Source organism: Streptomyces sp. 2A115 (genome assembly GCF_052245575.1).
Lineage (GTDB): Bacteria > Actinomycetota > Actinomycetes > Streptomycetales > Streptomycetaceae > Streptomyces.
Window position 1 is genome coordinate 138,996 of record NZ_JBQQCG010000005.1, and the last position, 23,275, is coordinate 162,270.

The window sequence follows — 23,275 nt, forward strand, 5'->3', positions numbered from 1 at the left end:
GGGCCAATGTCGGCCCTGACCTGCGAAAACCCGGAATGTGATCTGGTGCCCCCGGCAGGGCTCGTCGTTCCAGACTCCTATGCCGATGGCCGCCGGCCGTGAGCGCCTCTACGGCCGCGACGTCATCCCGCTCGCTTTCCTCCGGGCAGCGCTACGGCGACCGCGCTGCGGGCCGCGCGTGCCGGTGTCGCGGAAGCCTCTTCAGGGCGTCGCCCTGCGGGCCCTCTGCGGTGACCGTCCGTCCGGGCCCGGACACGTGGTGGTTCGCTCTCGGGGCGACCCCGCGCGAGCTGGGGATTCCTTGGCGGGGCAGTGAAGGTCGGCGGCCTTGCGGATATTCGCGCTCGCGCCTCCATATCGGCAGGATGGGGGCATGAGCGAGATCCGCACCCCCCGTCTTCTGCTGCGCCGCTGGCAGGATGACGACCTTGTGGCCCTGTCCGAGATCCATGCCGACGCGGAGGTGATGCGATGGATCGGGGACGGTGAGCCGCGCTCCCTGGAGCAGACCGCCGAGGATATCGAGGCGTGGGAGGAGGAGTGGGACGAGGAGGGTTTCGGGCTCTTCGCCGTCGAGCTCCTCGGATCCGGGGAGTTGGCCGGCGCGGTGGGTCTGTACGTTCCGGACTCCCCGCCCGAGGTCGCGGGTGAGGTGGCGATCGACTGGCGGCTCGGGCGGGCGTTCTGGGGTCAGGGGTATGCGTCGGAGGCAGCTCACGCCGCGCTGGAATTCGCTTTGCAGGACCGCGGTCTCGACCGGGTCGTCGCCGTGTGCAGGGCGGGCGACAACGCATCCGTGAACGTGCTGGGCAAGCTCGGCATGCATGAGGAGATCGCGGCGCAGGATCCGGTTCATGGGCATGACCTGCGGATCTACGGGATCGACCTCACGGAGTTCCAGGGCTGACAACCACGTCGGTGGTGGGCGGTGGCGCGTCGAAGGCCTGCCGCGGGTCTCGGCCCGGTGGTCACCTTCTCTGATCGCTGATGAAGGTTGATGAAGATCGATGGTGAAGGCAGCGGCCTGCCGCCGGGGAGGAGGCCGCGCGCGGTTTTCCATGGCGACGATCAGGCCGATGGGCGGCGTCGACCTGCTGGCCGGCGCCGCGGACAGGCCGCGCAACGACAGCATCCGTCACTACGGGCTTCCGGAGCTGGGGCCCCTGAAGAAATGAACGCCTGTCGTCGTTGCCGACACGGTGCCGTGTGGCGTTTCGGGGAACTGAAACCCCCCACCGCAGGCACCAACTAGGTACCATGACGGGTATGCCATCCCTGAACGTGTCCTTCACCGACGAGGAGCTCGAAGGCGTGCGTGCGGCAGCCGCGGCCGAGGGCAAGAGCCTCAAGCAGTATCTGCACGACCTGGGCGTCCGTGAGATGCACCGGCAGCGGTTCGTGGCCGGAGCGAGTGTGTGGGCCGACAGGCTGCGCGGCGAGTTCGACGACGCCTTCCCGGACGAGTTGCCGGCCGCCGAGCGCGACGGGGCCGCGGCCGCCTGATGCCCAATCTCTACATCGACGTCTCCTGGCTCCTGGACGTCCAGGAGGCCGCACTCGACCGGGAGGACATGTCGGTCGCGGACTACTCGGCGCTCGTGGCTGCCATCGCGCGGCACAGGACCAAACTGCCGACCCTCGAAGCCGCCGACCCGGACACGGCATGGCGTGCGGCGGCGCTGATGCACACCATCGTGCGCCTTGAGCCGCTCCCGTACCGCAACAGCCTGTACGCCGCGTTCGTCGCCGCCCAGTACATGGACCAGTCCGGCGAGGGCATCGATCCGCCCTACGGCGCCCTGTCCGATCTCGTACGCAAAGTCCGCGACACTCGACTCGGTGTCCTTGCCGTGGCGGAGCAGCTCCGCTCCTGGAAGGTGTGACGGGGCGACCGGGCAAAGCGGCCAGAGGTCGATCGAGCTCCTGCTCGCAGGGCGGGAACCAGGCCGGACGTCCCGTGCGTTGAGCAGTACACGAGGGCAGCTAGGGGGTTCACATGGCGTATGGACCGCACTATGGGCCTGGATCTCAGTACGGACCGGGGGGCGTGACCCGTCCCGCACCGGCGTCGCGCCGAGAGCGGGCAAAGAGCGCGGCCGTCCTGATGGCGGGCTGGGTCGCCCTGCTGTGGATGCTCGAGGCCATCGACGCGGCGAGCGGCCACGCCCTGGACACCTTCGGCATCACCCCGCGCGAGGTCGGCGAGCTGCGTGACGTCGTGCCCGCCGCCTTCGTGCACTTCGGCTTCGACCATCTCGCGGCGAACAGCGTGCCGCTGCTCGTCCTCGGTTTTATCGCCGCGCTGTCCGGCATGCGCCGCTTCCTCGCTGTGGCCACCGTGATCATCCTCGCCAGTGGCCTGGGCGTCTGGCTCACGGCACCGGAACACTCCACGACCGCGGGCGCGTCGGGCGTCGTCTTCGGCCTTTTCGGCTATCTGCTGATACGCGGCTTCGTGGACCGCCGCGTCGGCGACGTGATCATAGGCCTTCTCGTCGGCGCGGTTTACGGCTCCCTGCTCTGGGGCGTACTGCCGACGACGGACGGGGTCAGTTGGCAGGGACACCTCTTCGGACTTCTCGGCGGGGTGGCCGCGGCCTTCGCATTCCGACGTCCTCGCGCCACCTGACGAGCTCCCCGGCCGGCGCACAGGCGGCCCGGGGTACGGTGGTCTGACGGTCCGGAATGCAAACAGGTGATCCAGCGGCGGCGGGGTACACACCAATCTTGGTGCTACGGCGGCAAGCTGGTGTTAAGTCAAGACATGGAATGGGAAATCCCGCGGCCGGCTCATACCGGTCGCGGGATTCGGTGTTCCTGCCTTCGTGTTTTGTGCCTGCCTGAGCAGTCACGCAATCAGGTGACCACCGCTGGAAAGGCCACCGGCGGAGTTGGGGCCCGGCGCCGGGCTTGTGGCCCGGGTGCCGAGCCCCATTCCGGCGAGCTATGTGATGCGATTCCCTGTTGCTCAGTGACCGTGGCCGTGTTTGCAGCCCATTTCGGAACCGACGTGGTTGTACTGCGCTCCCGGGTCACCCTCACCGTTCAGCAGGTTGCCGGCCAGGCCGTTGGCGATGCCGACCTGACCGAGGATGTCGATGTTCAGGTCGTGGGACTTGCACCAGCCGCCATGCATGCCGTCCGCGCCCTGGGCCGTGGCGGTGCCGGTGCCTATGAAGCTGATGCTACCGAGGATGGCGGCCGCAACAGCGGCCTTGTGGAGCTTGCGCATGTCTCCTCCTTGGGGTGAGTAGAGCGCATCATCAAAAGATCCACTTAGCGCTCAATTCGGAGGCTAATCCGATACATCCCACGGCGCTCATCGGAGCGGCCATCCGGGGGCCCTGAGGCTCAACCCATCACGGAGGCTCTTCCGTGGCCGGCACAAGTCAGGGAAAGCGGTCACCGTGTGACAAGGCATCAGCCCTGCCCTGGACATCGCCACCGGCCAGGTCACCGGGGCGTACACACGCCGGCCATCAGCACCCGCGCCTATCCAGAAGGCGGCTGGGCGACGACCCGCGAGGCGTTCCGTACTCCGCACCGACCCGTGCGTCCTGGATGAACCTGGTTGAGGTCTGGTTGTCCCTGACCGAGCGTCAGGCCATCCGCCGCGGCACCTTCCGGTCCGTCCACGACCTCGAACAAGAACACTTCAAGCGCGGGCTCCGACGAGCTCGCGACGCCGCGGGACTTCCTGACGAACTACCGCAGGACCCTGCGGATGAAGTGCGAGGGCCTGGATGCGGAGCAACTGGCTCGTTGGTCCGTTCCGCCGTTGACGATGTCGCTGCTCGGCCTGCTTGGGCACCTCGTCGAGGTGGAACGGGACTGGGGCAACTGGATCAGCGACGGCGGTCCGCTGGCCGAAGGTGTACGGCGACATGGCGGGGCAGACAGCGCCGGCCGACAACAGGGCGAACGCCACTGATGCGGCACCAGGTACGCGAGCCGACCGTCCGCGTACACGAGCCGGCCGTCGAAACAGGCTTGTCCGCCGTTTCCGGGAGGCACTACCTTGCCGAAGTGGATCTCTTCTCGCGCTCTTGGGCGGCGTTGCGCACGGCGGTCGACGAACTCTCCGACCAGGACTGGGAACGGCCGTCCGGCTGTACCGGCTGGCTCGTACGGGACCTGGTGTGCCACCTGATCATCGACGCCCAGGACGTCCTGATCACGCTGGTCACGCCCGCCGAGACCGAACCGACCGTGGACTCCGTCACCTACTGGGAACTCGTCGAGCCTCCGACCGGCGAGGACCCGCTCGACGCACTGATCCCCCGACTGGCCGCCGCGTACGGCGAGCCGAGGTGGCTCAAGTTCCATTTCGACGACGTCGGCTCCGCCGCCGGGCGTGCCGCCGAACTCGCCGACCCGGGCGTCCGCGTCAGCACCCGCGACGAAGTGCTGACCGTCGGCGACTACCTGTCCGCCTATGTCATGGAATGGACGTTGCACCACCTCGACCTGATCGCGCACCTGCCCTCGCCCGCCGAACCGCCCGCCGAGACCCTCTCGGCTGCCCGCGCGTCGCTGGAACAGATCGCCGGGGCACCGATTCCGGCGTCGTTCTCCGACAAGGACGCGCTGCTGGTAGGGACCGGACGTCGCGCTCCGACGGACGCTGAGAAAGCCGCACTGGGTGAGCTGGCCGCCAAGATCCCGCTCGTGCTCGGCTGAACGAGCCACGGCCGTGACCGTCTGGTTGAACGGAGCCTTCGGCGCGGGAAAGATGTCGACGACGAACGAACACGCGGCGGGAGGCCACGCCACTCGGCCACAACATCGCCCTCAGCCCGACAGCAGCCTGACCAGCCCACTCCGCCAGCCATGGCCGCACAACGCGACAGCCCTGTCCCGGATTCTGGGAAGCGATCGGTTCAGAAGCCGACGTCGGCGGTTCGGTATGTCGGCGGTCGGCGAGCCCGGCTGGCCTGCTCGTAGGCGTAGGCCAGGCGGAGCAGGGTGGGCTCGCTCCACGCCGTACCCATGAACGTCAGGCCGACCGGCAAGCCGAAAGCGAAGCCTAGCGGGACGCTGATCGCGGGGTACCCGGCGAGTGCGGCGGGTGTCGAGGCGCCGCCGTTGTGACTGTCCCCACGGATTGGGTCGATCTTGGCCGGCGGGCCATTGGTCGGCATCACGAGCGCTTCCAGGCGGAACCGGCGCAGTACCGCGTCGATGCCTTCGGCGCGCGACAGCCGGTGGTTGGTGGCCAGAGCCTCGCGGTACTCGCGCTCGGTGAAGTCCAGGTCGCGCACCGCCTCCAGTCCGTCCTGATGGCGGTTCCACCACGGCGGCTCCAACCGGCCGCAGCGCAGTGCGCGGTGGGCAACGACATCACTATCCGTTCGGCCGGGCGCTGGTGCACTGGACGTCGTTGCGGAGTGTCGATGGCAGTGGATCCTCGAGAAGCAAGGCATGCACGCCGTGGAGCGCGAACCGTTCGTGCGGCACTTCGTCACCGCCGTGACTTGGTGGGGTGTCCGAGGAGGCCGGGCGGCGCTGCCTGGGCTGCGGCGCCTCGTGTGTGAGGCCGAGCGGGGAGAACCGCTCCGCAGCCGTGATCCAACTTGCGATGGGAGATCGCCCCTGGGTCGCTCTCGTGCCCGCAATGCGTAGGGCCCGCAATGCGTAGGGCCGCAATGCGGAGGACGCCCGCCGTTGGTTCGGGGCGCTGGAACCCGCCCGCGATAGTTGGCCGGAAGCGATGAGTTTGGCGAATGGGCACGGTCTACACCTACAAACCGCAGGCTGTGAACTTCGGAGGAACTCATGACCGCCAAGGCACTACCGCCCGTCGTCGACGCCAAGACCTGGCAGAGCCAACTCGACGACCTGCGCGTTCGGGAGAAGGCCGCGACCCGGGAACTTGATGCGATCGCCGCCCAGCGCCGCCGGATGCCGATGGTCGAGATGCCCGACTACACCCTCGAAGGCGAGGAGGGATCGGTCCGGCTGGCCGACATCTTCGGCGACAAGTCTCAGCTGATCGTCTACAACCACATGTGGTTCCCCGGCGAGAAGTGGCAGTGCCCGGGTTGCACGGGGTTCACGTCGCAGTTCACCCGGTTGGAGTTCCTGGAGGCCTACGACGCCAGGTTCGTCATCGTCACCCAGGGCCCGATCGACGAGGCCCTCACGTACAAACGGCGGGTCGGCAACAAGATGACCTGGTACTCCAGCGCGAACAGCCCGTTCGGTACCGACGTGGGCGCACCGCCCGGCGGTGGATTCGCGGTCAACGTCTTTCTGCGTGACGGCGACACCGTCTATCGCACCTGGCACACCAACGGTCGGGGCACCGAGCAGCTCAGTCACACCTTCGCGCTGATCGACGTGTTGCCGCACGGGCGGCAGGAGGAGTGGCAGGACTCGCCCGACGGCTGGCCTCAGTCACCCACCTACAGTCGGTGGGCCGGCTCCGAGGACATCGCCGCGCTCTACGGCCCGGATGCGTGAGGTGCTGAGTTCGGGGCGCACCCTGCAGCCGCTCGACGGGGTTTCCACATCGAGCAAGGCCCTGCCGTAGGCGTAATCGCCCGGCCGTTTTGCCCCAGACCCTCCTCGACCGCAGTCGCGGAGAGGGTTCCGAGACCGGGCGCTTCGGTCTGGCGCCGGTGGCAACAAGGAGGTTCAGCAGGTCGGCGGCGACGTTCCGGTCGCTCAGCAGCAACATCCCGGCGCGCAGATGTCGCAGATGTCAAAGTGAGGCCCCGGCGCACTGGACGAGTTGCTGCCCGGTGATCGCTCCGCCGTCCGGGCCGAGGAGGAACGCGGTCAGGCCGGCGACCTCGTCGGGAGAGACGAACCGACCGAGGGGCGGGTGTGCCGGGGGTGTGCGGGCGCGGCCGGGGTCGGACAGCATCGGAGTGTCGGTCGGGCCGGGGGCGATCACGTTGACGGTGATGCCACGGGCGGCCAGTTCCGCGGCCCAGGAGCGCGCGAGCGCGGGCAGGGCGGCCTTGGTCGCGGCGTACTGGCTCTTGCCGGGTACGCCGGTGGCGGTGCGGCTGCCGACGAGGACCACGCGGGCCCCGTCGGGCAGCCGGTCGGCGAGCTTGTCGACGAGGATCGTGGCGGCATGGACGTGCACCCGCCACATCAACTCGCCGTCGTCGGCGGACAGTTCGCCCAGCGGTGCCGAGCGCTGGAGCCCGGCGGCGTGCACGACGGCGTCGGGGGCGGGTACGCCGTCGAGGACCCGGACCAGCGCGGTGGGATCGGCCAGATCCGCCGGGAGCCAGGTCAGCCCCGGCGCGGGTACCGGACGGCGGCGGCTGATCCCGGTGACCTGCCATCCCTCCCGCAGCAGGCGACCACTGATCGCCTCGCCGATTCCCGAGCTGACGCCGGTGACCAGGGCGTGCCGTGTCTCAGGCATGGCACACCCGCCCGGCCCGCCTGCCGGCGTGCTCGACGCTGTCCGTCGAGGTCATGAGGGCGACGTCCGGTGCTCCGGCTCGGTGGACGGCACCTCGGTCAGTACGACCTCGACGCCGCGCCCGCGCAACTCGGCCACGATCGACGGGTCCGCGCCGTCGTCGGTGACGAGGGTCCAGTCGGCCGGCAGCTTCGCCCAGGCGTGGAAGGGGCGGCGGCCGAGCTTCGCCGCGTGCGCGAGGACGTACACATGGTCGGCGCGGCGGGCCATCAGTTCCTTCAGCCGCGTCTGGCGCAGGTCGGCCTCGCAGATGCCGTGCTCGGGCGAGATGCCGTCGGTGCCGAGGAAGACCCGGTCGAAGGTCATCCGTTCCAGTGCGGCCTCGGTCAGCGGACCGACGAAGCCCTGGCTCAGCGGCCGCAGAGTGCCGCCGAGACACTCGACGTGCACCGTCTCGACGTCGGAGAGTTCCTGAAGGGCCGTCAGCCCCGTGGTCGCGACCGTCAGTTCCTTCGCGGAGCGCAGTTCGTGGGCGAGGGCGCCCACGGTCGATCCGGCGTCCAGCAGCACCGTCTCACCGGCGCGCACCTCGATGGCGGCGCGGCGCGCGATGGCCCGCTTCTCCTCGAAGGCCTCGCCCGTACGCTGCCGGAGCGACGCCTCGGGATGGGCGGTCAGCGCCATGGCGCCGCCGTAGGTGCGAGCCAGCCGGCCGTCGGCGGTCAGCTTGGCGAGGTCGCGGCGGATCGTGGAGGGGGTGACACCGAAGCGTCTCGACAGCTCCTCGACGCTGGTGAGGCCGGTCGTGGTGGCCACGTACAGGATCCGTTCGCGCCGGGCCTTGGATCCGAGGGGAGACATCTGTCGTGGAGTCCTTCTCTGCGCGGACTGCGGACTGCGGACTGCGGACTGCGGGCGGCGGTCTCAGCGGACCGCTACGGACGACATCTCGGCTGCCTGGCGCACGGCCTCGACCATGCTACCGGCCTCGGCCACGCCCTTGCCCGCGATGTCGAAGGCCGTTCCGTGGTCCACCGAGGTGCGGATGACGGGCAGTCCCACGGTCAGGTTGACGCCCGCCTCGATGCCCAGCACCTTCACCGGGCCGTGCCCCTGGTCGTGGTACATCGCGACGATCAGGTCGTAGTCGCCGCGCCCGGCGAGGAAGAAGGCCGTGTCGGCCGGGAGGGGGCCGCGGGCGTCGATGCCGTCCGTGCGCAGCACGTCGAGAGCGGGGACGATCTTCTCCTCCTCCTCGCCGTAGCCGAACAGTCCGTTCTCGCCCGCATGCGGGTTGATGCCGCAGACGCCGATCACCGGCTTCGCGACACCGGCTCGCACCATCGCGTTGTGACCGCGGCGCACCGTGCGCTCGACCAGGCCCGGCTCGATGCGCTGTACGGCGTCGATCAGGCCGATGTGGGTCGTGACGTGAATGACCTTCACCCGGGGTGTCGACAGCATCATCGACACCTCGTCCACGCCGGTGAGGTGGGCCAGCAACTCGGTGTGGCCCGGATAGAGATGCCCGGCGGAGTGCAGGGCCTCCTTGTTGAGCGGCGCGGTGCAGATGCCGTGCACGGCGCCCTTCAACGCGAGGTCCGCGGCCACCCGTACGTACTGGTAGGCGGCCTCGCCGGCGACGGCGGAGAGTTCGCCCCAGGGCAGGTCGGCGGGGAGCAGGTCCAGGTCCACCACGTTGACGCGGCCCGGTGGGAACTCGGCCTCGCCCGGGGCGGTCACGGCGACGATGTCGCAGGCGACACCCAGGATCGCGGCGGCCTGCCGCAGCCGGCCGGCATCACCGATGACGACGGGACGGCAGCGGGCGAGGGTGTCCGGGTGCAGCAGTGCCGGGACGATCACCTCGGGACCGATGCCCGCGCCGTCTCCCATGGTCACCGCGATGAGCGGCAGCGAACGGTGGTGGTCGGCGGTCGGGATCGCGTTCACCGGGAGGTCTCCTTGCGGTGGGAGGTGGGGGAGGACCGGCCGGAGCGCCGTGGCGATCCGCAGCAGGGAATCGGTGTCGCCGAAGCTGCCGGGCCGGGTGACGACATGGCGTCCGTCGGGTGTGAGTGCGTGGACGGCGCCGTGGTGGATCTGGCCGAGTGGCGCCAGGTGCGGTACGCCGAGCGCGTCGAGGACGCGGCGGGCGGTCTCGCCACCCGTCAGGACGAGGTCGGCATCGCCCGCGCGGTCGGCGGCGAGGCGAGCGAGTGCGGACACCAGACGGCGTGCCGAACCGGGCCGGATGCCCGGGCCGCTGTCGATGCTGAGGACGGTGACGCCGCCTGACATCGTGTCAAACGAGTGCGGCCCGCCCGGGGGCGGCAGGACGCCGGAGTTCATGGCGCCGGAGTCCACGACGTCGGGATTCACGGATACATGGCGGGCGCCGCGCTCCGTGAGTTGCGCGATCTGCGCAGGCGCGGAGGGATCGGCGGTGCCGACGACGACCAGGAGGGGCCGTTGCCGGCGCCCCCCGGCCGCAGCCGGAGCCGCTTGCCCCGCAGCGGTCGCGGCCGACGCCCCGTCCGTACGCCTCAGCAGGCGGCCGACCGCCGCGGCGAGGCCGCCCGTGCCCGTCAGGCGGACGCCGGGCCCGCATGCGAGCGCCGCCTCGGCGATCAGGTCCAGGTCCGAGTCCGTCTCGGTGTCGCACACCGGAAGGTGCCCGGCGCTGACCGCCGCGCGCAGCACGGAGGGCAGCGCGCCGCCCCGTACCGCCTCCAGCGGGACGAGCGTCGTACGGGCGTTCCCGAGCGCGGCGGAGACCGACGGCGGGGGCGCGGTGCTCTCCGCCCGCCAGGCGTCCGTGGTGTGCAGGGGGACGCCGTCGAGATGGACGACACCGCCGCGGACCGTGCGACCAAGGGCGGGCAGGGCGGTGGCGACGACGACGCCCTCGGCGCCTTCGGCGCAGGCGGCCGTCTCGGCGGCGAGGTTGCCCCGCAGCAGCGAGTCGGCCTTCTTCAGCACCAGAACGTCCGAGGGCAGGGCTCGCAGTGCCTCGCGTACGCGCCGGGCTGCGTCGGCCGCGGGCAGGGACCGGCAGTCGAGGTCGACCACGACGGCCTCGCCGTTCGCGTGCGGGTCCAAGGACGCCGGGCCGAGCACGATCCGGCCCGGCACGCCGAGCGCCACCGCGGTCTCCGCCGCCCCGGACAGGTCGTCGGCGAGCGCGAGGACACGTCGCGCGACCCGCTCGTCTCGGCGGGGGGCGGGGGAGGGGAAGGGCACATCATCCTCCTGGGCCGGTGGTCGAAGAGAGACACGCGGGGCGGCCTCGGCGCTCGATGATGGCACATCCTGCGCGATGTGCGCGAGACCTCTTGCGTGATCCGCGCAACCGTGGAACGGTTTCCGGCGCGACAGAAGTCGACGGCAACCGACGGCGTCCTGCGGGACCGGAGGCCGTCCCGAGCCGGTCGCCGCACAAAGAAACCCCGAGAGGTCGACGATGACCCGAACTCCTCCGAGTGAGACGCCCAGCCGTCGCACCCTGCTGCGCTGGGGCGCCGCGGGCGGCGCCGGTCTCGCTCTCTCCCCGCTGGCCGCCTGTGCCGGACCCACCGGCGCCCCCGGCCCCGGCACCCTCACCCTCGGGCTGAACCGCTCGCTGGTCAGCCTGGACAACAAGCTCAACCAGTTCGACGCCGCGGTGACCGTGCAGCGGGCCGTGCGTCAGGCCCTCACGGCCATCGGTCCGGACATGCGACTCACCCGGGTCCTCGCCGACCGGTTCGAGATGACCGCGCCGACCACCTGGAGCGTCCGCCTGCGCGACGGGATCCGCTACTCCGACGGCCGGCCCGTGACCGTCGACGACGTGGCCACCGCGGTGCGGCTGTACGGAGAGGTCGCCGGCTCGTTCATCCTCGGCCTGTTCCCCGAACTCCCCGAGGTCGAGGCGACGGGCGAACGCACCTTCCTGCTCCACACCCGCAAGCCGGTGCCCATCCTGGACCGGCTGATGGCCAACATCCTCATCACCCCGGCGAAGGACAACCGGCCCGAGGAACTCCGCTCCGGCGTCGGCACCGGCCCCTACCGGGTGACCGGCGCCAACAGCGGCGCGGGCGAGTACACCCTGGCCCGCGTTCCGGACTACTGGGGCGGGCGGCCGCCCGTCGAACAGGTCCGGGTCCGCTTCGTACCGGAGGAGTCGAGCCGGGTCGTCGCCCTGCGCAGCGGCGAACTGGACGTCATCGACACCATCACCCCCGACTCCGCCGAGCAGCTCACCGGGCTGCCCGGCGTGCACCTGGAGCAGACCTCCGGGGTGCGGATCTGCCAGCTCTTCTACAACTTCCGCAAGCCGAAGAAACATCCGCTGGCCGACGCCCGGGTGCGCCGGGCGCTGACGTACGCCATCGACGGCGAGTCCCTCGTCCGGGACGTGCTCACCGACTCGGCCGAGCAGGCCCGGGGAGTCGTCCCGCTCAGTCTCCAGGGCGCCGAACGCACCGGCCGATACGACCACGACCCGTCACGGGCACGGCAGTTGCTCAGGTCCCTGGGCGCCGACGGGCTGCGGATCAAAATCATCTGGGAGTCGGGCGAGTTCGCCGCGGACGCCTCCGTGATGGAGGCCGTCGCGGAGATGCTGAAGGAGGTTGGTGTACGCGCCGCCCTGCAGCAGTTCGAGCCCGGCGGCGACATCCTCAAGTGGCGCCAGGGCAAGGGAGGCGACTGGGACGTCATCGGCAACGGCTTCCCCGGCACCACCGGCCAGGCCACCACCATGCTGCAGGCGATGTACGCGGGCACGGCCGAGGACGAGCGCACCGGTGACGCCTTCATGGGCTACGTCATCCCCCGCATCGCCCGACAGCTGACCGACGCGGCCACCGAGACGGACCCCGCCACCCGTGACCGCAAGCTGACCGCCGCCCAGCACGCCGTCTGGGACACCTGGCCGGCCATGTGGGCCTTCGTGCCGAAGACCGTGCTCGCCCGCCGCGCCCGCGTCGACGGCGTCCGGCTGCTGCCGATCAACTCCTACGACCTGACCGCCGTACGGCTGGAGGGCTGAGCCGTGACCAAGTACCTCGCCCGCCGTCTCGGCCAGAGCCTGCTGACCGTCTTCCTGACCATCTCCACGGTCTTCGTGCTGGTCCGGCTCGCCCCCGGAGACCCCGCCGCCGCATACGCGCCGCCGAGCGCCACCACCGCCGACCTGGAGCGCATCCGAGCCCAGTTCGGCCTCGACAAGCCCTTGGTCACCCAGTACGGGATCTTCCTGCGCGACCTGCTGAACGGCGATCTCGGCACCAGCTTCTCCTTCCACGACTCCGCCCTCAGCGTGGTCCTGGACCGCATGCCGTACACGATCACGCTCTCCGTCGCGGCGATCGCCGTCACCGTGGCCGTCGCGGTCCCGCTCGGGGTGTGGATGGCCCGCCACGCCGACACCCCGCGCGAACTCGGCGCCAACGTCCTGACCATCACCGGACAGTCCATGCCGGACTTCTGGACCGGCGTGATGCTGCTGACCGTCTTCGCCGTGCTGCTGCCGGTGCTGCCCGCCTCCGGCTTCACCTCCTGGAGCGGCCTCGTCCTGCCGACCGTCACCATCGCGATCCTCCAACTCGCCCTCGTCTCACGGCTCGTACGCCGCGAGATGACCACGGCCCTCGCCTCGCCGTACATCACCGTGGCCCGCTCGCGCGGTGTCTCCGAACGGGCCCTCACCTGGCGGTACGCCCTCGCCAACTCGTCCGTCCCGCTGGTCACCGCGGTCGGCACCCGCTTCGCGGCACTGCTCAACGGCGTGGTGCTGGTCGAGGTCGTCTTCGGCTGGCCCGGCGTCGGTTCCCTCGTCGTCCGCGCCCTGGAGACCCGCGACTACCCGCTCATCCAGGCAACCGTCCTGGTCACGGCGACCCTCGCCATCCTCGTCCAGCTCCTCGTCGACCTCGCCTACCCGCTCCTCGACCCGCGGGTCCGACTCGGAAAGGCGGCCTGACCATGTCCGCCACGTTCACACCGTCCGCCGACAGCGCCCGGTCCAGTGCCGTCACCGCCCGGCACCTGGCCCGCGCCACCGCCATCAGGCAGCGGCGCAGCGCCCGCTTCAAGCTGTGGGCGGGAGCCGTGTGCACCGCGCTGGTCGCCCTGCCGGTGGCCCTCGCCAGCCTGCTTCCGCTGCCGGACCCGGACGCCCAGAACCTCGCCGGGCGCCGGGTGCCGCCGCTCACCGGCGGGCACCTGTTCGGCACCGACCAGCTCGGACGCGATCTGCTCTCCCGCGTCCTGCACGGCGGCCAGGTGTCGCTGACCGTGGGTGTCCTCGCCGTCGTCGTCTCCGGGCTCATCGGGATCGCCGCGGGCTCGGCGGCCGGCTACTTCGGGGGCTGGATCGACACGGTCGTCAGCCGGCTCCTCGAAGCCCAGATGGCGCTGCCCCTGCTGATGATGCTGCTGCTCGTCGTCGCCCTCTTCGGCCCGTCGGTCACCGTCATCACCTGCGTGATCGCGATCGCCCAGTGGCCGGAAGTGGCCCGGCTGACCCGCTCCCTGGTCCTCGTCGAACGCGAGAAACCCTATGTGGCGGCCGCCCGTCTGCTCGGTATGCGCAGCTGGTCGGTCCTGGGGCGGCACATCATCCCCAACGTCCTGCGTCCCGCGAGCCTGGTGGTCCTGCTGCTGCTCGCCCAGGCCGTGCTCCTGGAGAGCGCCCTCAGCTTCCTGGGCGCCGGACCACAGCGGCCGTTCGCCACCTGGGGCCGCATCATCTCCGACGGCCAGGACTACATCACCACCTCCTGGTGGCTGGTCACGCTCCCCGGCCTGGTCATCGCCCTCCTCGTGGTCGGCGTCAACCTCATGGGCGACGGCCTGCGCGACCGCATCCGTACGACCAAGACAACCAAGCCGGCGAAGGGAGCCTGAGCCATGACCGCCGACACCGCCCCCGCCTCCGGCTCCCTGCTGGAGGTCGAGGACCTGCAGATCGAACTGGTCACCCATCGAGGCGTGGTCCGCGCCGTCGACGGCGTGAGTTTCACCGTCCAACGCGGCGAGACCGTCACGCTCATCGGAGAGTCCGGCTCCGGCAAGTCCACCACGGCGATGGGCCTGCTGCGGCTGCTGCCCGAAGGACTCGCCGTGCTGTCCGGCACCGCCCGCATCGGCGGCGAGGACGTCGTCACCGACCCCGGGGCGGCCCGGCGGGCGCGCGGCCGTACCGTGTCCCTCATCCCCCAGGACCCGATGACCGCGCTCAGCCCCGTCCACACCGTCGGACGGCAGCTCGGCGAGGCCCTGCGGCTGCGTCATCCCGGCCTCTCCCGGGCCGAGGCCCGCGAGCGCGGCACCCACCTGATGGACCAGGTACGGATCAGCAGGCCCGAAACACGCTGGAAGGCGTACCCGCACCAGTTTTCCGGCGGCATGCTCCAGCGCATCCTCATCGCCGTCGCGCTGGCCGCCGAACCGCGGCTGCTGGTCGCCGACGAACCCACCTCCGCCCTGGACGCCACCGTCCAGGCGAGCGTCCTCGACCTGCTGATGGACCTTCAAGAACGCACCGGTATAGGCATGTTGATGATCACGCACGACCTCGGTGTCGCCCGGCTGGTGTCCGACCGCATCCACGTCATGAAGGAGGGCCGGTTCGTCGAGTCGGGTCCGGCCCAGCAGATCGTCGAGCGGCCCGCACACCCGTACACCAGGAAACTGCTCGCGGCCGTCCCGAGCCTCGGGCCCTGGGACGAGGACGGGCTCGACGAGCACACCGCCCAGCCCGAGCAGGAAGGCAGGGCCGCCCGATGAGCCAGGCAGCAGTGACACCCAACGCGGCCGACGCCGCCGACGCGTCGGCGTTTCTCGCCGTCGAGGACCTCGTCGTCGACTACCCCACGCCGGCCGGCCCGGTGCGCGCCGTCGACCACGTCAGCTTCAGCGTGCCCCGTGGCGGCTCACTCGCCGTCGTCGGCGAGTCGGGCAGCGGCAAGTCGACCATCGCCTGCGCGATTGTACGGCTGCTCAGGCCGGACTCCGGGCGGATCGTGCTGGACGGCACCGACCTCGCCGCGCTGCCCGAGCGGCGCCTGAGGCCGCTCAGGCGCCGCGTCCAGATGGTCTTCCAGGATCCCTACGGATCCCTCGCCCCGCACCTGACCGCCCTGGAGATCGTGGCCGAACCGCTGCGCGTCGCGGGCGTGAAGGACAAGACCGAACGGCGCCGCCGCGCCACCGGACTGCTCGACCGCGTCGGACTGCCGGCCACGGCACTCGAACGACGGCCGGGCGAGTTCTCCGGCGGACAGCGCCAGCGCATCGGCATCGCCCGCGCCCTGGCCTCCGAGCCCGACCTGCTGGTGTGCGACGAGGCCACCTCGGCCCTCGACGTGTCCGTGCAGGCCCAGGTCCTCGATCTGCTGCGCGAACTGCGGGAGGAGACCGGCATCACGTACATCGTCATCGCCCACCACCTCGGCGTGGTGCGCGAGATCAGCACCGACGTCGTCGTCCTGAAGGCGGGCCGGGTCGTCGAGCGCGGCCGAACCGCCGACGTCCTCGCCGCTCCCGCCGAGCCCTACACCCGCGCGCTGCGCCGCGCCGCCCTCGACCCCACGGCGATACGGGGACTCAAACCCCGCACCCTGGCGGCCTCGACACCGGCCTCGGCCACCGTCGCACCGGAGCCGCACACGCCCCGGACTCCCCACACCCCCCTGACCGCCTCACCGGAAGGAACCGGCAAGTGACCACCGGCATCGCACTGCCGAACGTACCCGTGCCCCTGTCCCCGCTCGTCCTCGGCACCATGACGTTCGGCGACACCGTCGACCGGGCGGGCGCCGCGGACATGCTCGCGACGGCGCTGGAGGCCGGCGTCACCGGCGTGGACACCGCGAACGGCTACGCCGGCGGCGACAGCGAACGCATCCTCGCCGAGCTGCTCCCCGCCCACCGCGACCGGATCGTGCTCGCCACCAAGGCCGGCATCCCGCACCCCGACCAGGCGGAGCACGCCCCGCTGTCCGCCCCCGGCCTGCGGGCCGCCCTGGAAGGCAGCCTCAAACGCCTCGGCACCGACCGCGTGGACCTCTTCTATCTGCACCAGCCCGACCGGGCCACACCCCTCGCCGAGACCCTCACCACCGTCGCCGAGTTCGTCGCCGAGGGAAAGGTCCTCTCACTCGGCGTCTCCAACTACGCCGCCTGGCAGATCGCCGAACTGGTGCGCGTCGCCGACGAAGTGGGCGCCCCGCGCCCGGTCGTCGCCCAGCAGCTGCACAATCTGCTCGCCCGCCGGATCGAGGAGGAGTATGTCGAGTACGCAGCCGTCACAGGTCTGCGCACCATGGTCTACAACCCGCTCGGGGGCGGCCTCCTCACCGGACGGCACCGCTACGAGAAAGCCCCCGAGTCCGGACGGTTCGCCGACTCCCGGGTCGCGGACATGTACCGGCAGCGCTACTGGGATCCGCGCCTGTTCGCCGCGGTCGCCGAACTGACCCGTATCGCCGAGGGCGCGGGCATCCCGCTCGCCGAACTGGCCCTGCGCTGGCTCCTCGACCGGGACTCGACCGACGCCCTGCTGCTCGGCGGTTCCCGCACCGGGCACCTGCGCGCCAACCTCGCCGCCGCGCAGGCCGGACCACTGCCCGCCGACGTGACCGCCGCCTGCGACGAGGTCGGCGTCGGCCTGCGCGGCCCCATGCCCGCCTACAACCGCTGAGCCCGTACGCGACCTACAACCGCTGAGCCCCGTAAGCGACTTCGACGCCCCCGTCCCCGCCCCCCCTGCGAAGGAACACCTGCCCATGACCACCCCTGCGGAGTTCACCGCCGCCCTGCGCGCCCGCGAGCAACTGCTCGGCTACTGGTGCCTGATGGACGCGCCCGTGGCCACCGAACGCATCGCCCGCCTCGGTTACGACTACGTCGCCCTGGACGCCCAGCACGGCCTGTTCGGCTACTCCGGCATGCTGGGCAACCTCCTCGCGATCGACAGCCGGGGCTCCACGGCCGTCGGCCTGGTCCGGGTGGAGGCCAACGACCCCGCCCCGATCGGCCGCGCCCTCGACGCGGGCGCGACCGGAGTGATCGTGCCGCTGGTCGACACCGCCGCGCAGGCCGCCGAGGCCGTGGCCGCGGTCCGCTACCCGCCCCTGGGCCGGCGTTCCTACGGTCCGATGCGCTCGGCGCTGAGGATCGGCCCCGACCCGGCCGACACACACGACAGCACGGTCGTCCTCGCCATGATCGAGACGGCCGAAGGACTCGCCGACGTCGAGGCGATCTGCGCGACGCCGGGCCTCGACGGCGTCTACGTCGGCCCCTCCGACCTGCGGATCGCCCTCGGCGGCGCCTCGTCCACGGACCCGGCCCTGGCCGACGCCTTCGAGGCCGCGCTCGGCACCGTACGCGAGGCAGCGGCGGCCGCCGGAATCGCCGCGGGCATCCACAACCCGGACGGGGCGAGCGCCGCCAAGCGCCTCGCCGAGGGCTTCACCTTCGCGACCGTCGCCTGCGACCTGGTGCACCTGGAACAGACCGCCCGCCAACACCTGGCCGCGGCCCGGACCCCTGGAGAGGCACTGTGACGAACCGACTCCTCGACGGCTTCGAGCGCACCGACACCACGCTCCCCGCACCGACCGTGCAGAGCCACGCCGCCAACCTCACCGTGCTGCCCGGCGGGGACCTCGGCTGCGTCTGGTTCGGCGGCACACAGGAGGGCATGGCGGACATCAGCGTCTGGTTCTCGCGCCTCGCCCCCGGCACCACGACCTGGACGGAGCCCGTCCACCTCTCGGACGACCCGGCACGCTCCGAGCAGAACCCCGTGCTCTTCCCCATGCCCTCGGGCGCCCTGTGGCTGCTGCACACCGCCCAGCGAGGCGGAGACCAGGACACCGCCGAGGTACGGCTGCGCGTCAGCCACGACAACGGCACGACCTGGGAGGCGACCCGCACCCTGTTCCCCGCGACCCCGGGCATCGGCGGCGTCTTCGTCCGCCAGCCCCCAGTCGTCCTGCCCACCGGCCGCCTGCTGCTACCCGTCTTCCGCTGCCGGACCGCCCCCGGCGAGAAGTGGTCGGGCGACCTCGACACCAGCGCCGTCATGATCAGCGACGACGACGGCGGAACCTGGTCCGAGCAGCCCGTGCCCGGCTCCACGGGCCTGGTCCACATGAACGTCCACCGGCTGCCGGACGGCTCCCTGCTCGCCCTCTACCGCAGCCGGCGCGCCGACGCCGTGCACCGGTCCGTGTCGCTGGACGACGGCGACACCTGGAGCGAGCCGCAGCCGCTGGACCTGCCGAACAACAACTCCTCCATCCAGTACATCCCGTTGGCCGACGGCCGCCTGGCGCTCGTCTACAACCACAGCAGTGCCGCCGACGCGACCGCCCGCCGCGTCTCCCTCTACGACGAGATCGACGACACGGGCGGCCTCACCGACTGCAAGGCCCCGGACGGCTCGGTGACGACGGCGGTACGGCAGACCCCCTCGACGGCGTTCTGGGGTGCCCCGCGGGCGCCGCTCAGCCTCGCCCTCTCGTCCGACGGCGGCCTCAGCTGGCCGCTGCGCGCCGACCTCGTGACCGGCGACGGCCACTGCCTCACCAACAACTCCCGCGACGGCCTCAACCGCGAATTGTCCTACCCCTCGATAGCGCAGACACCGGACGGCGCCCTCCACATCGCCTACACACACCACCGAAAGGTCATCCGCCACATCAGGCTCACCTCCAGCGCGCGAGGTGAGTGACCGCTCGGGCCGGTCGAGCCTCGATGGCCGAGTGAGGCGCTGAACGGCAACCTTTACGGGAGCGGTGGCAACTGGCAGGCGAGGAGCTCCACGAACTGCCGAACGAAGGTCACCACGTGAGTCCAAGAGCAGCGCTGCACCGCCGGGCACGGCGCAGGAGAACGAATCGCCGCACGGTTCTGATCGGCGTGGTGGCCACCGTTCTGGTCGGGGGCGCGATCACCGGCGGAATCCTGATGACGGCATCGGCCTCCGGACCGAGCGCGGGCACCTACCGGCTCGTGAACGCCGCCGACGGCCTGTGCCTCGCCGTATCGTCCGCCGACACGGCGAGCGGCGTACAGCTGAACCAGGCGACATGCGGCAACGCCGCCGACCGGACTTGGCAACTGGCCTCCTCCGACAACGGGTTCCTCGTGAAGGCCGCGCACAGCGGACTGTGTGCCGGAGTCGAGGACGCGTCGACGGCGGCGGGCACGGCAGTACAGCAGCAGACCTGCGACGACGGAACCTCGCAGGCGTGGAAGCTGACGCAGGTGGGGGACGCGTACCACCTGGTCAACGCCGAGAGCGGCAAGTGCCTGAACATCAAGGCCGGTAAGGCGCAGCAGAACTCCTGCGACAAGGCGCGCACCAAGAGCTGGACGCTGAAAGCGGTCAGGGACTGGTCCTCGCCGTCCGCTTCGGCGTCGCCCACACCCTCGCGCTCGACTTCGTCTCGGTCCCCGTCCCCGTCCGCATCGGCATCGGCGAGCAAGAGCGCAACCGCCTCCGCCTCCAAGTCCCCGAAGGTCACCGCCGCGCCCCCGCGCCCCGGCTCCGCCCTCGGGTCCTGGCCCGGCGCCACCGCGGGGAAGCCGGTGGCCTCCACCATCAACATCTCCGGCAGCTACGACGGCGGCCTGAAGCGCTTCTACGGCTCGGGCGCCCTCGGTGGCGACGGCCAGGACGAGGACCAGGACCCGGTCTTCGAGCTCGCCGACGGAGCCACGCTGAAGAACGTCATCCTCGGCGCCCCTGCCGCCGACGGCGTGCACTGCATGGGCAGCTGCACACTGCAGAACGTGTGGTGGGAGGACGTCGGCGAGGACGCGGCCACCTTCAAGGGCACCTCGTCCTCGGCCACGTACGTCGTCGTCGGCGGGGGCGCGAAGAAGGCGGACGACAAGGTGTTCCAGCACAACGGTGCCGGAACGCTGACCATCAAGAACTTCCAGGTCGCCGAGTTCGGCAAGCTCTACCGCTCGTGCGGCAACTGCGACACGCAGTACAAGCGCCACGTGGTGGTCAGCAACGTCAGGGCGACCAGCCCCGGCGAGGTACTCGTCGGCGTCAACGCCAACTACGGGGACACCGCCACCATCTCTGGCGTGACGATCGTCGGCGACAGCGGCAGGGAGATCACCATTTGCGAGCGCTTCCAGGGCAACAACACGGGTGCGGAGCCAGACAAACTCGGCAGCGGCCCGGACGGCACGTACTGCCGCTACAGCGCATCGGGCATCGCCTACAGATAACCCCACGACATCGTGAAGCGGCGTCCTCGCTCGGACGTGGCGCCGGGCCCGGCGGCCTGAAGACACCGAGCGGGCCTCCTTCCTGCCTGTTGAAGGAAACGGCGGTCTGTCGGCGGCGGCCGCGCCGGTTTGGAAGGCCCGGGCCACGGACTGGGGGAGCCGGTCAGGGTTTGACGGCCACTGCGCCGAACTGCGGGAGCGTGGCGGGGGAGTCGGACTCAGCGCGCCACCGCGCGCACGAGACGAGGCCCGGGGCGAGGAGGTCGAGGCCGTCGAAGAAGGCGGCGATCTCCGGGCGGCTGCGGGCGGTGATCGGCGGGGTGGCGTTCTCGTTCCAGAACTTCATGGCCGCGATCTGGCCCTCGCCGCCGAGGTCGGCGTCGGAAGTGGGGTGAGTCAGGACGAGACAGCTGCCGGAGGGAACCGCGGCCATGAGCTGGCGCACGATGTCGTGGGCCTGGCCGGTGTCGAGGACGAAGTTGAGGATGCCCAGCATCATGACCGCGACGGGCTGGTGGAGGTCGAGGGTCGCCGCGGAGCCCTGGATGATGGCGTCCGGGTGGTGGGCGTCGGCGTCGATGTAGGCGGTGGCTCCCTCGGGCGTGCTGGTCAGCAGGGAGGGGGCGTGGGCGAGCACGGTGGGGTCGTTGTCGACGTACACGATCCTCGACTCGGGCGCGATCCGCTGAGCGATCACGTGGGTGTTGTCCAGGGTCGGCAGTCCGGTGCCGATGTCCAGGAACTGCCGCACTCCGCGGTCGGCGGCCAGGAACTGGACCGCGCGGACCAAGAAGTCGCGGTCCGCGCGGGCCACCTCCCGGATCACCGGGAACATCGCGGCGACCTGGTCACCGACCTGCTGGTCGACCCGGTAGTTGTCCACCCCGCCTATCCAGTAGTTCCAGACCCGGGCATTGTGCGCCACCGCGGTATTGAGCCGCCCCGATTCGCCTGTCGGCTGCTGGGTCTCACTCACGTCTTCCCTGCCTTCCCCGCGCGCCCATCTGAGAGGTGTTCGGGCGCGCATGCGGCCGCCGCGGCGGCATGGATCGTCGCTGTCATTGTGCCGACCGTTGATCACGGTGTCCGGGGGTTCGACTGACCAGAGCCGGAATCCGAACCACCGCCCGCGTAAAGGCTGATGGGAGTGCAGGGCTCTCAGACGGGGAGTCCTGGGAGTCTGACGGCTGGACACGTGCCGGCAGGCGGGAAGACAACAGACGGAAGGCGGTGGCGCGCTCGTCGGGCGTCCGCGTGGGCCGCCGGCTGTGGACGCCACCGCGCAGGCGCACGTCACCTCGACGCGGGGCAGACCACCAACAGTTCGCCATCGCGGTCCTTGGCGCCGCCTGCCCAGCCTTCGTGGACGCCGGCCGCCATGTCCTCGGCCAGGCCGGGAGCCCAGGGGCACCGGCATGGCGGTGCAGTGAACGCCACCGGGACTTCGTCGCCTGCCATGGGCGCGCCGTGGTGAGGCGGGCGCATGGGCGGACGGACGGATGGGTGGACGGGCGGGGCACGGATCGGCGGTGAGGTGTCAGCGAGCGCTGTGACTCATGGACACCTGGCATTCGTGACGGCGACGGGCCAGGAGCCACCCCTCCCCAGCCGGTCCTCGTTTCCGGGCCGACGCTCGGCCTCAGCGATGGAGATCAAGGACGGGAGGCCCCTACGCTCTCGTGAGGAGGCTCTCATGAACTCACCGAGCAACAGTTCGCGCGCCGTCCCGGTCCTGCGCCGTACCCCCGAACCCGCCGACAGCGTCATCTGGGAGCCCAGTGAGCGCTGGGTGCGCGGCACGAAGGGCGAGGTCACCGTCGTCGACAGCCGCCGGCCGGTCCTGGTGTGGGAACCGGGCCGTCCAGTGCCGCTCTACGCGTTCCCGCACGAGGACGTCCGTACGGACCTGCTGCGGAAGACCGAGCGGCCCGCCACCCGGCGTCACGCCGGTGCGACACTCTTCTACGACCTCGAAGCCGGCGGTGAGACCATCCCCGGCGCGGCATGGACATACCCCGGCGAGAAGTTGGCCGCGTACATCTCCTTCGAGTGGTTCGGGCAGGACGTACTCGACCACTGGTACGAAGAGGAAGAGGAGATCTTCGTGCATCCGCGTGACCCCCACAAGCGGGTCGACGCGCTGTTGAGTTCCCGGCATGTCCAGGTCCAGATCGATGGCACCGTCGTCGCGGACACCCACACGCCGGTGCTCCTCTTCGAGACCCACCTACCCGTCCGGTACTACATCCCGCGCGAAGACGTCCGCCTCGACCTGTTGACCCCCGCAGATCACCAGACCCGCTGCCCCTACAAGGGCTTGGCAACCGGATACTGGTCGTGGGAGGGCAGCAATCCCCTGGCGAACATCGCGTGGAGCTATCCCGACCCGCTGCCGGCCGTGAGTGGCATCAAGGACCGGGTGGCCTTCTACAACGAAGCCGTCGACCTCATCGTCGACGAAGAACACCTGGAACGCCCAGTCACCGAATTCAGCAAGCCCCCGGCGAAATAAGCGCCGCCCCTGCCTGGCCCTGATGGTCGCCCTCGTCCGACCGGACCGCGTCGACGGCAGCCGAAGCGACGCTGCGTCAGGCCTGCGCTGCGGCGATCCCGGCGGCGAAGAAGAGATCAAGGTGACCT

Annotated in this window: 23 protein-coding genes and 1 pseudogene; 18 read left to right on the forward strand and 6 right to left on the reverse strand. The window is 70.8% G+C overall.

The genetic code is table 11. From position 1 onward, the window contains the following. Positions 1-373 precede the first annotated feature (373 nt). The 4 genes from ACTWQR_RS06745 (at position 374) to ACTWQR_RS06760 (ending at position 2,629) form a co-directional block, all read left to right on the forward strand. On the forward strand, positions 374-907 hold the full coding sequence (locus tag ACTWQR_RS06745) for a GNAT family N-acetyltransferase (RefSeq protein ID WP_443225983.1): 534 nt from the start codon (positions 374-376) through the stop codon (positions 905-907). A 359-nt stretch (positions 908-1,266) separates the two neighbouring features. Continuing rightward, positions 1,267-1,503, forward strand: a complete 237-nt coding sequence (locus ACTWQR_RS06750) for a hypothetical protein (RefSeq protein WP_443225984.1) — start codon at positions 1,267-1,269, stop codon at positions 1,501-1,503. Further along, positions 1,503-1,883: a toxin Doc gene (locus ACTWQR_RS06755; protein ID WP_443225985.1), complete on the forward strand. Its 381-nt coding sequence runs from the start codon at positions 1,503-1,505 to the stop codon at positions 1,881-1,883. Before ACTWQR_RS06750 ends, ACTWQR_RS06755 begins: the two co-directional genes overlap by 1 nt. Before the next feature lie 221 nt (positions 1,884-2,104). Next, positions 2,105-2,629, forward strand: a complete 525-nt coding sequence (locus tag ACTWQR_RS06760) for a rhomboid family intramembrane serine protease (RefSeq protein ID WP_443226097.1) — start codon at positions 2,105-2,107, stop codon at positions 2,627-2,629. A gap of 339 nt (positions 2,630-2,968) precedes the next feature. Here ACTWQR_RS06760 and ACTWQR_RS06765 read toward each other — a convergent pair whose 3' ends face one another. Next, positions 2,969-3,232: a hypothetical protein gene (locus ACTWQR_RS06765; protein ID WP_443225986.1), complete on the reverse strand. Its 264-nt coding sequence runs from the start codon at positions 3,230-3,232 to the stop codon at positions 2,969-2,971. 492 nt (positions 3,233-3,724) lie between these two features. Between ACTWQR_RS06765 and ACTWQR_RS06770 the strand changes: the two genes are divergently transcribed. Together ACTWQR_RS06770 and ACTWQR_RS06775 are read left to right on the forward strand one after the other, a co-directional pair. Continuing rightward, entirely contained in the window at positions 3,725-3,931 is a 207-nt protein-coding gene (locus ACTWQR_RS06770) for a mycothiol transferase (protein WP_443225987.1), read from the forward strand. Between the two features lie 95 nt (positions 3,932-4,026). Next, on the forward strand, positions 4,027-4,680 hold the full coding sequence (locus tag ACTWQR_RS06775; RefSeq protein ID WP_443225988.1) for a maleylpyruvate isomerase N-terminal domain-containing protein: 654 nt from the start codon (positions 4,027-4,029) through the stop codon (positions 4,678-4,680). Positions 4,681-4,880: 200 nt separating this feature from the next. On the opposite strand, the gene ACTWQR_RS06780 is transcribed toward ACTWQR_RS06775, so the two are convergent. Beyond that, complete coding sequence (locus ACTWQR_RS06780) at positions 4,881-5,261, reverse strand: amidase family protein (protein ID WP_443225989.1); 381 nt, start codon at positions 5,259-5,261, stop codon at positions 4,881-4,883. A gap of 514 nt (positions 5,262-5,775) precedes the next feature. Between ACTWQR_RS06780 and ACTWQR_RS06785 the strand changes: the two genes are divergently transcribed. Continuing rightward, positions 5,776-6,462, forward strand: coding sequence for a DUF899 domain-containing protein (locus tag ACTWQR_RS06785; protein WP_443225990.1), 687 nt, complete (start codon positions 5,776-5,778; stop codon positions 6,460-6,462). Between the two features lie 241 nt (positions 6,463-6,703). Here the strand turns inward: ACTWQR_RS06785 and ACTWQR_RS06790 are convergent, their stop codons facing one another. The 3 genes from ACTWQR_RS06790 to pdxA all read right to left on the reverse strand — a co-directional run bounded on the left by ACTWQR_RS06790 (position 6,704) and on the right by pdxA (position 10,627). Beyond that, the gene (locus ACTWQR_RS06790) at positions 6,704-7,384 is read right to left on the reverse strand and encodes an SDR family NAD(P)-dependent oxidoreductase (RefSeq protein ID WP_443225991.1); all 681 of its coding nucleotides are present in this window, start codon (positions 7,382-7,384) and stop codon (positions 6,704-6,706) included. Between the two features lie 51 nt (positions 7,385-7,435). After that, on the reverse strand, positions 7,436-8,245 hold the full coding sequence (locus tag ACTWQR_RS06795) for a DeoR/GlpR family DNA-binding transcription regulator (protein WP_443225992.1): 810 nt from the start codon (positions 8,243-8,245) through the stop codon (positions 7,436-7,438). A gap of 63 nt (positions 8,246-8,308) precedes the next feature. Beyond that, positions 8,309-10,627: a 4-hydroxythreonine-4-phosphate dehydrogenase PdxA gene (gene pdxA / locus ACTWQR_RS06800; protein WP_443225993.1), complete on the reverse strand. Its 2,319-nt coding sequence runs from the start codon at positions 10,625-10,627 to the stop codon at positions 8,309-8,311. Positions 10,628-10,847: 220 nt separating this feature from the next. Here pdxA and ACTWQR_RS06805 point away from each other — a divergent pair, with 220 nt between their 5' ends. From ACTWQR_RS06805 to ACTWQR_RS06850, 10 genes and pseudogenes are all read left to right on the forward strand, one after another. Further along, a complete protein-coding gene (locus ACTWQR_RS06805; RefSeq protein WP_443225994.1) occupies positions 10,848-12,422 on the forward strand; it encodes an ABC transporter substrate-binding protein in 1,575 nt (524 codons plus the stop codon). 3 nt (positions 12,423-12,425) lie between these two features. Next, the gene (locus tag ACTWQR_RS06810; RefSeq protein WP_443225995.1) at positions 12,426-13,355 is read left to right on the forward strand and encodes an ABC transporter permease; all 930 of its coding nucleotides are present in this window, start codon (positions 12,426-12,428) and stop codon (positions 13,353-13,355) included. Positions 13,356-13,357: 2 nt separating this feature from the next. Then, positions 13,358-14,281 carry an ABC transporter permease gene (locus ACTWQR_RS06815; protein WP_443225996.1) on the forward strand — a complete coding sequence of 308 codons (924 nt, stop codon included), beginning with the start codon at positions 13,358-13,360 and terminating at the stop codon, positions 14,279-14,281. Positions 14,282-14,284: 3 nt separating this feature from the next. Beyond that, positions 14,285-15,163: an ABC transporter ATP-binding protein gene (locus ACTWQR_RS06820; protein WP_443225997.1), complete on the forward strand. Its 879-nt coding sequence runs from the start codon at positions 14,285-14,287 to the stop codon at positions 15,161-15,163. Then, on the forward strand, positions 15,160-16,101 hold the full coding sequence (locus ACTWQR_RS06825) for an ABC transporter ATP-binding protein (RefSeq protein WP_443225998.1): 942 nt from the start codon (positions 15,160-15,162) through the stop codon (positions 16,099-16,101). The genes ACTWQR_RS06820 and ACTWQR_RS06825 overlap by 4 nt, the downstream gene beginning before the upstream one ends. Beyond that, complete coding sequence (locus ACTWQR_RS06830; protein WP_443225999.1) at positions 16,098-17,078, forward strand: aldo/keto reductase; 981 nt, start codon at positions 16,098-16,100, stop codon at positions 17,076-17,078. Before ACTWQR_RS06825 ends, ACTWQR_RS06830 begins: the two co-directional genes overlap by 4 nt. Before the next feature lie 85 nt (positions 17,079-17,163). Then, positions 17,164-17,946 carry an HpcH/HpaI aldolase family protein gene (locus tag ACTWQR_RS06835; RefSeq protein ID WP_443226000.1) on the forward strand — a complete coding sequence of 261 codons (783 nt, stop codon included), beginning with the start codon at positions 17,164-17,166 and terminating at the stop codon, positions 17,944-17,946. Beyond that, positions 17,943-19,118 carry a sialidase family protein gene (locus ACTWQR_RS06840; RefSeq protein ID WP_443226001.1) on the forward strand — a complete coding sequence of 392 codons (1,176 nt, stop codon included), beginning with the start codon at positions 17,943-17,945 and terminating at the stop codon, positions 19,116-19,118. Before ACTWQR_RS06835 ends, ACTWQR_RS06840 begins: the two co-directional genes overlap by 4 nt. Positions 19,119-19,354: 236 nt before the next feature. Then, positions 19,355-19,735, forward strand: a pseudogene (locus ACTWQR_RS06845) (RICIN domain-containing protein); the annotation flags it as partial. A 30-nt stretch (positions 19,736-19,765) separates the two neighbouring features. Next, the gene (locus ACTWQR_RS06850; protein WP_443226098.1) at positions 19,766-20,635 is read left to right on the forward strand and encodes a pectate lyase; all 870 of its coding nucleotides are present in this window, start codon (positions 19,766-19,768) and stop codon (positions 20,633-20,635) included. 163 nt (positions 20,636-20,798) lie between these two features. On the opposite strand, the gene ACTWQR_RS06855 is transcribed toward ACTWQR_RS06850, so the two are convergent. Then, positions 20,799-21,611 carry an SAM-dependent methyltransferase gene (locus ACTWQR_RS06855; RefSeq protein WP_443226002.1) on the reverse strand — a complete coding sequence of 271 codons (813 nt, stop codon included), beginning with the start codon at positions 21,609-21,611 and terminating at the stop codon, positions 20,799-20,801. Between the two features lie 717 nt (positions 21,612-22,328). On the opposite strand from ACTWQR_RS06855, the gene ACTWQR_RS06860 reads away from it, so the two are divergent. Continuing rightward, positions 22,329-23,147, forward strand: a complete 819-nt coding sequence (locus ACTWQR_RS06860) for a DUF427 domain-containing protein (protein WP_443226003.1) — start codon at positions 22,329-22,331, stop codon at positions 23,145-23,147. Positions 23,148-23,275 lie beyond the last annotated feature (128 nt).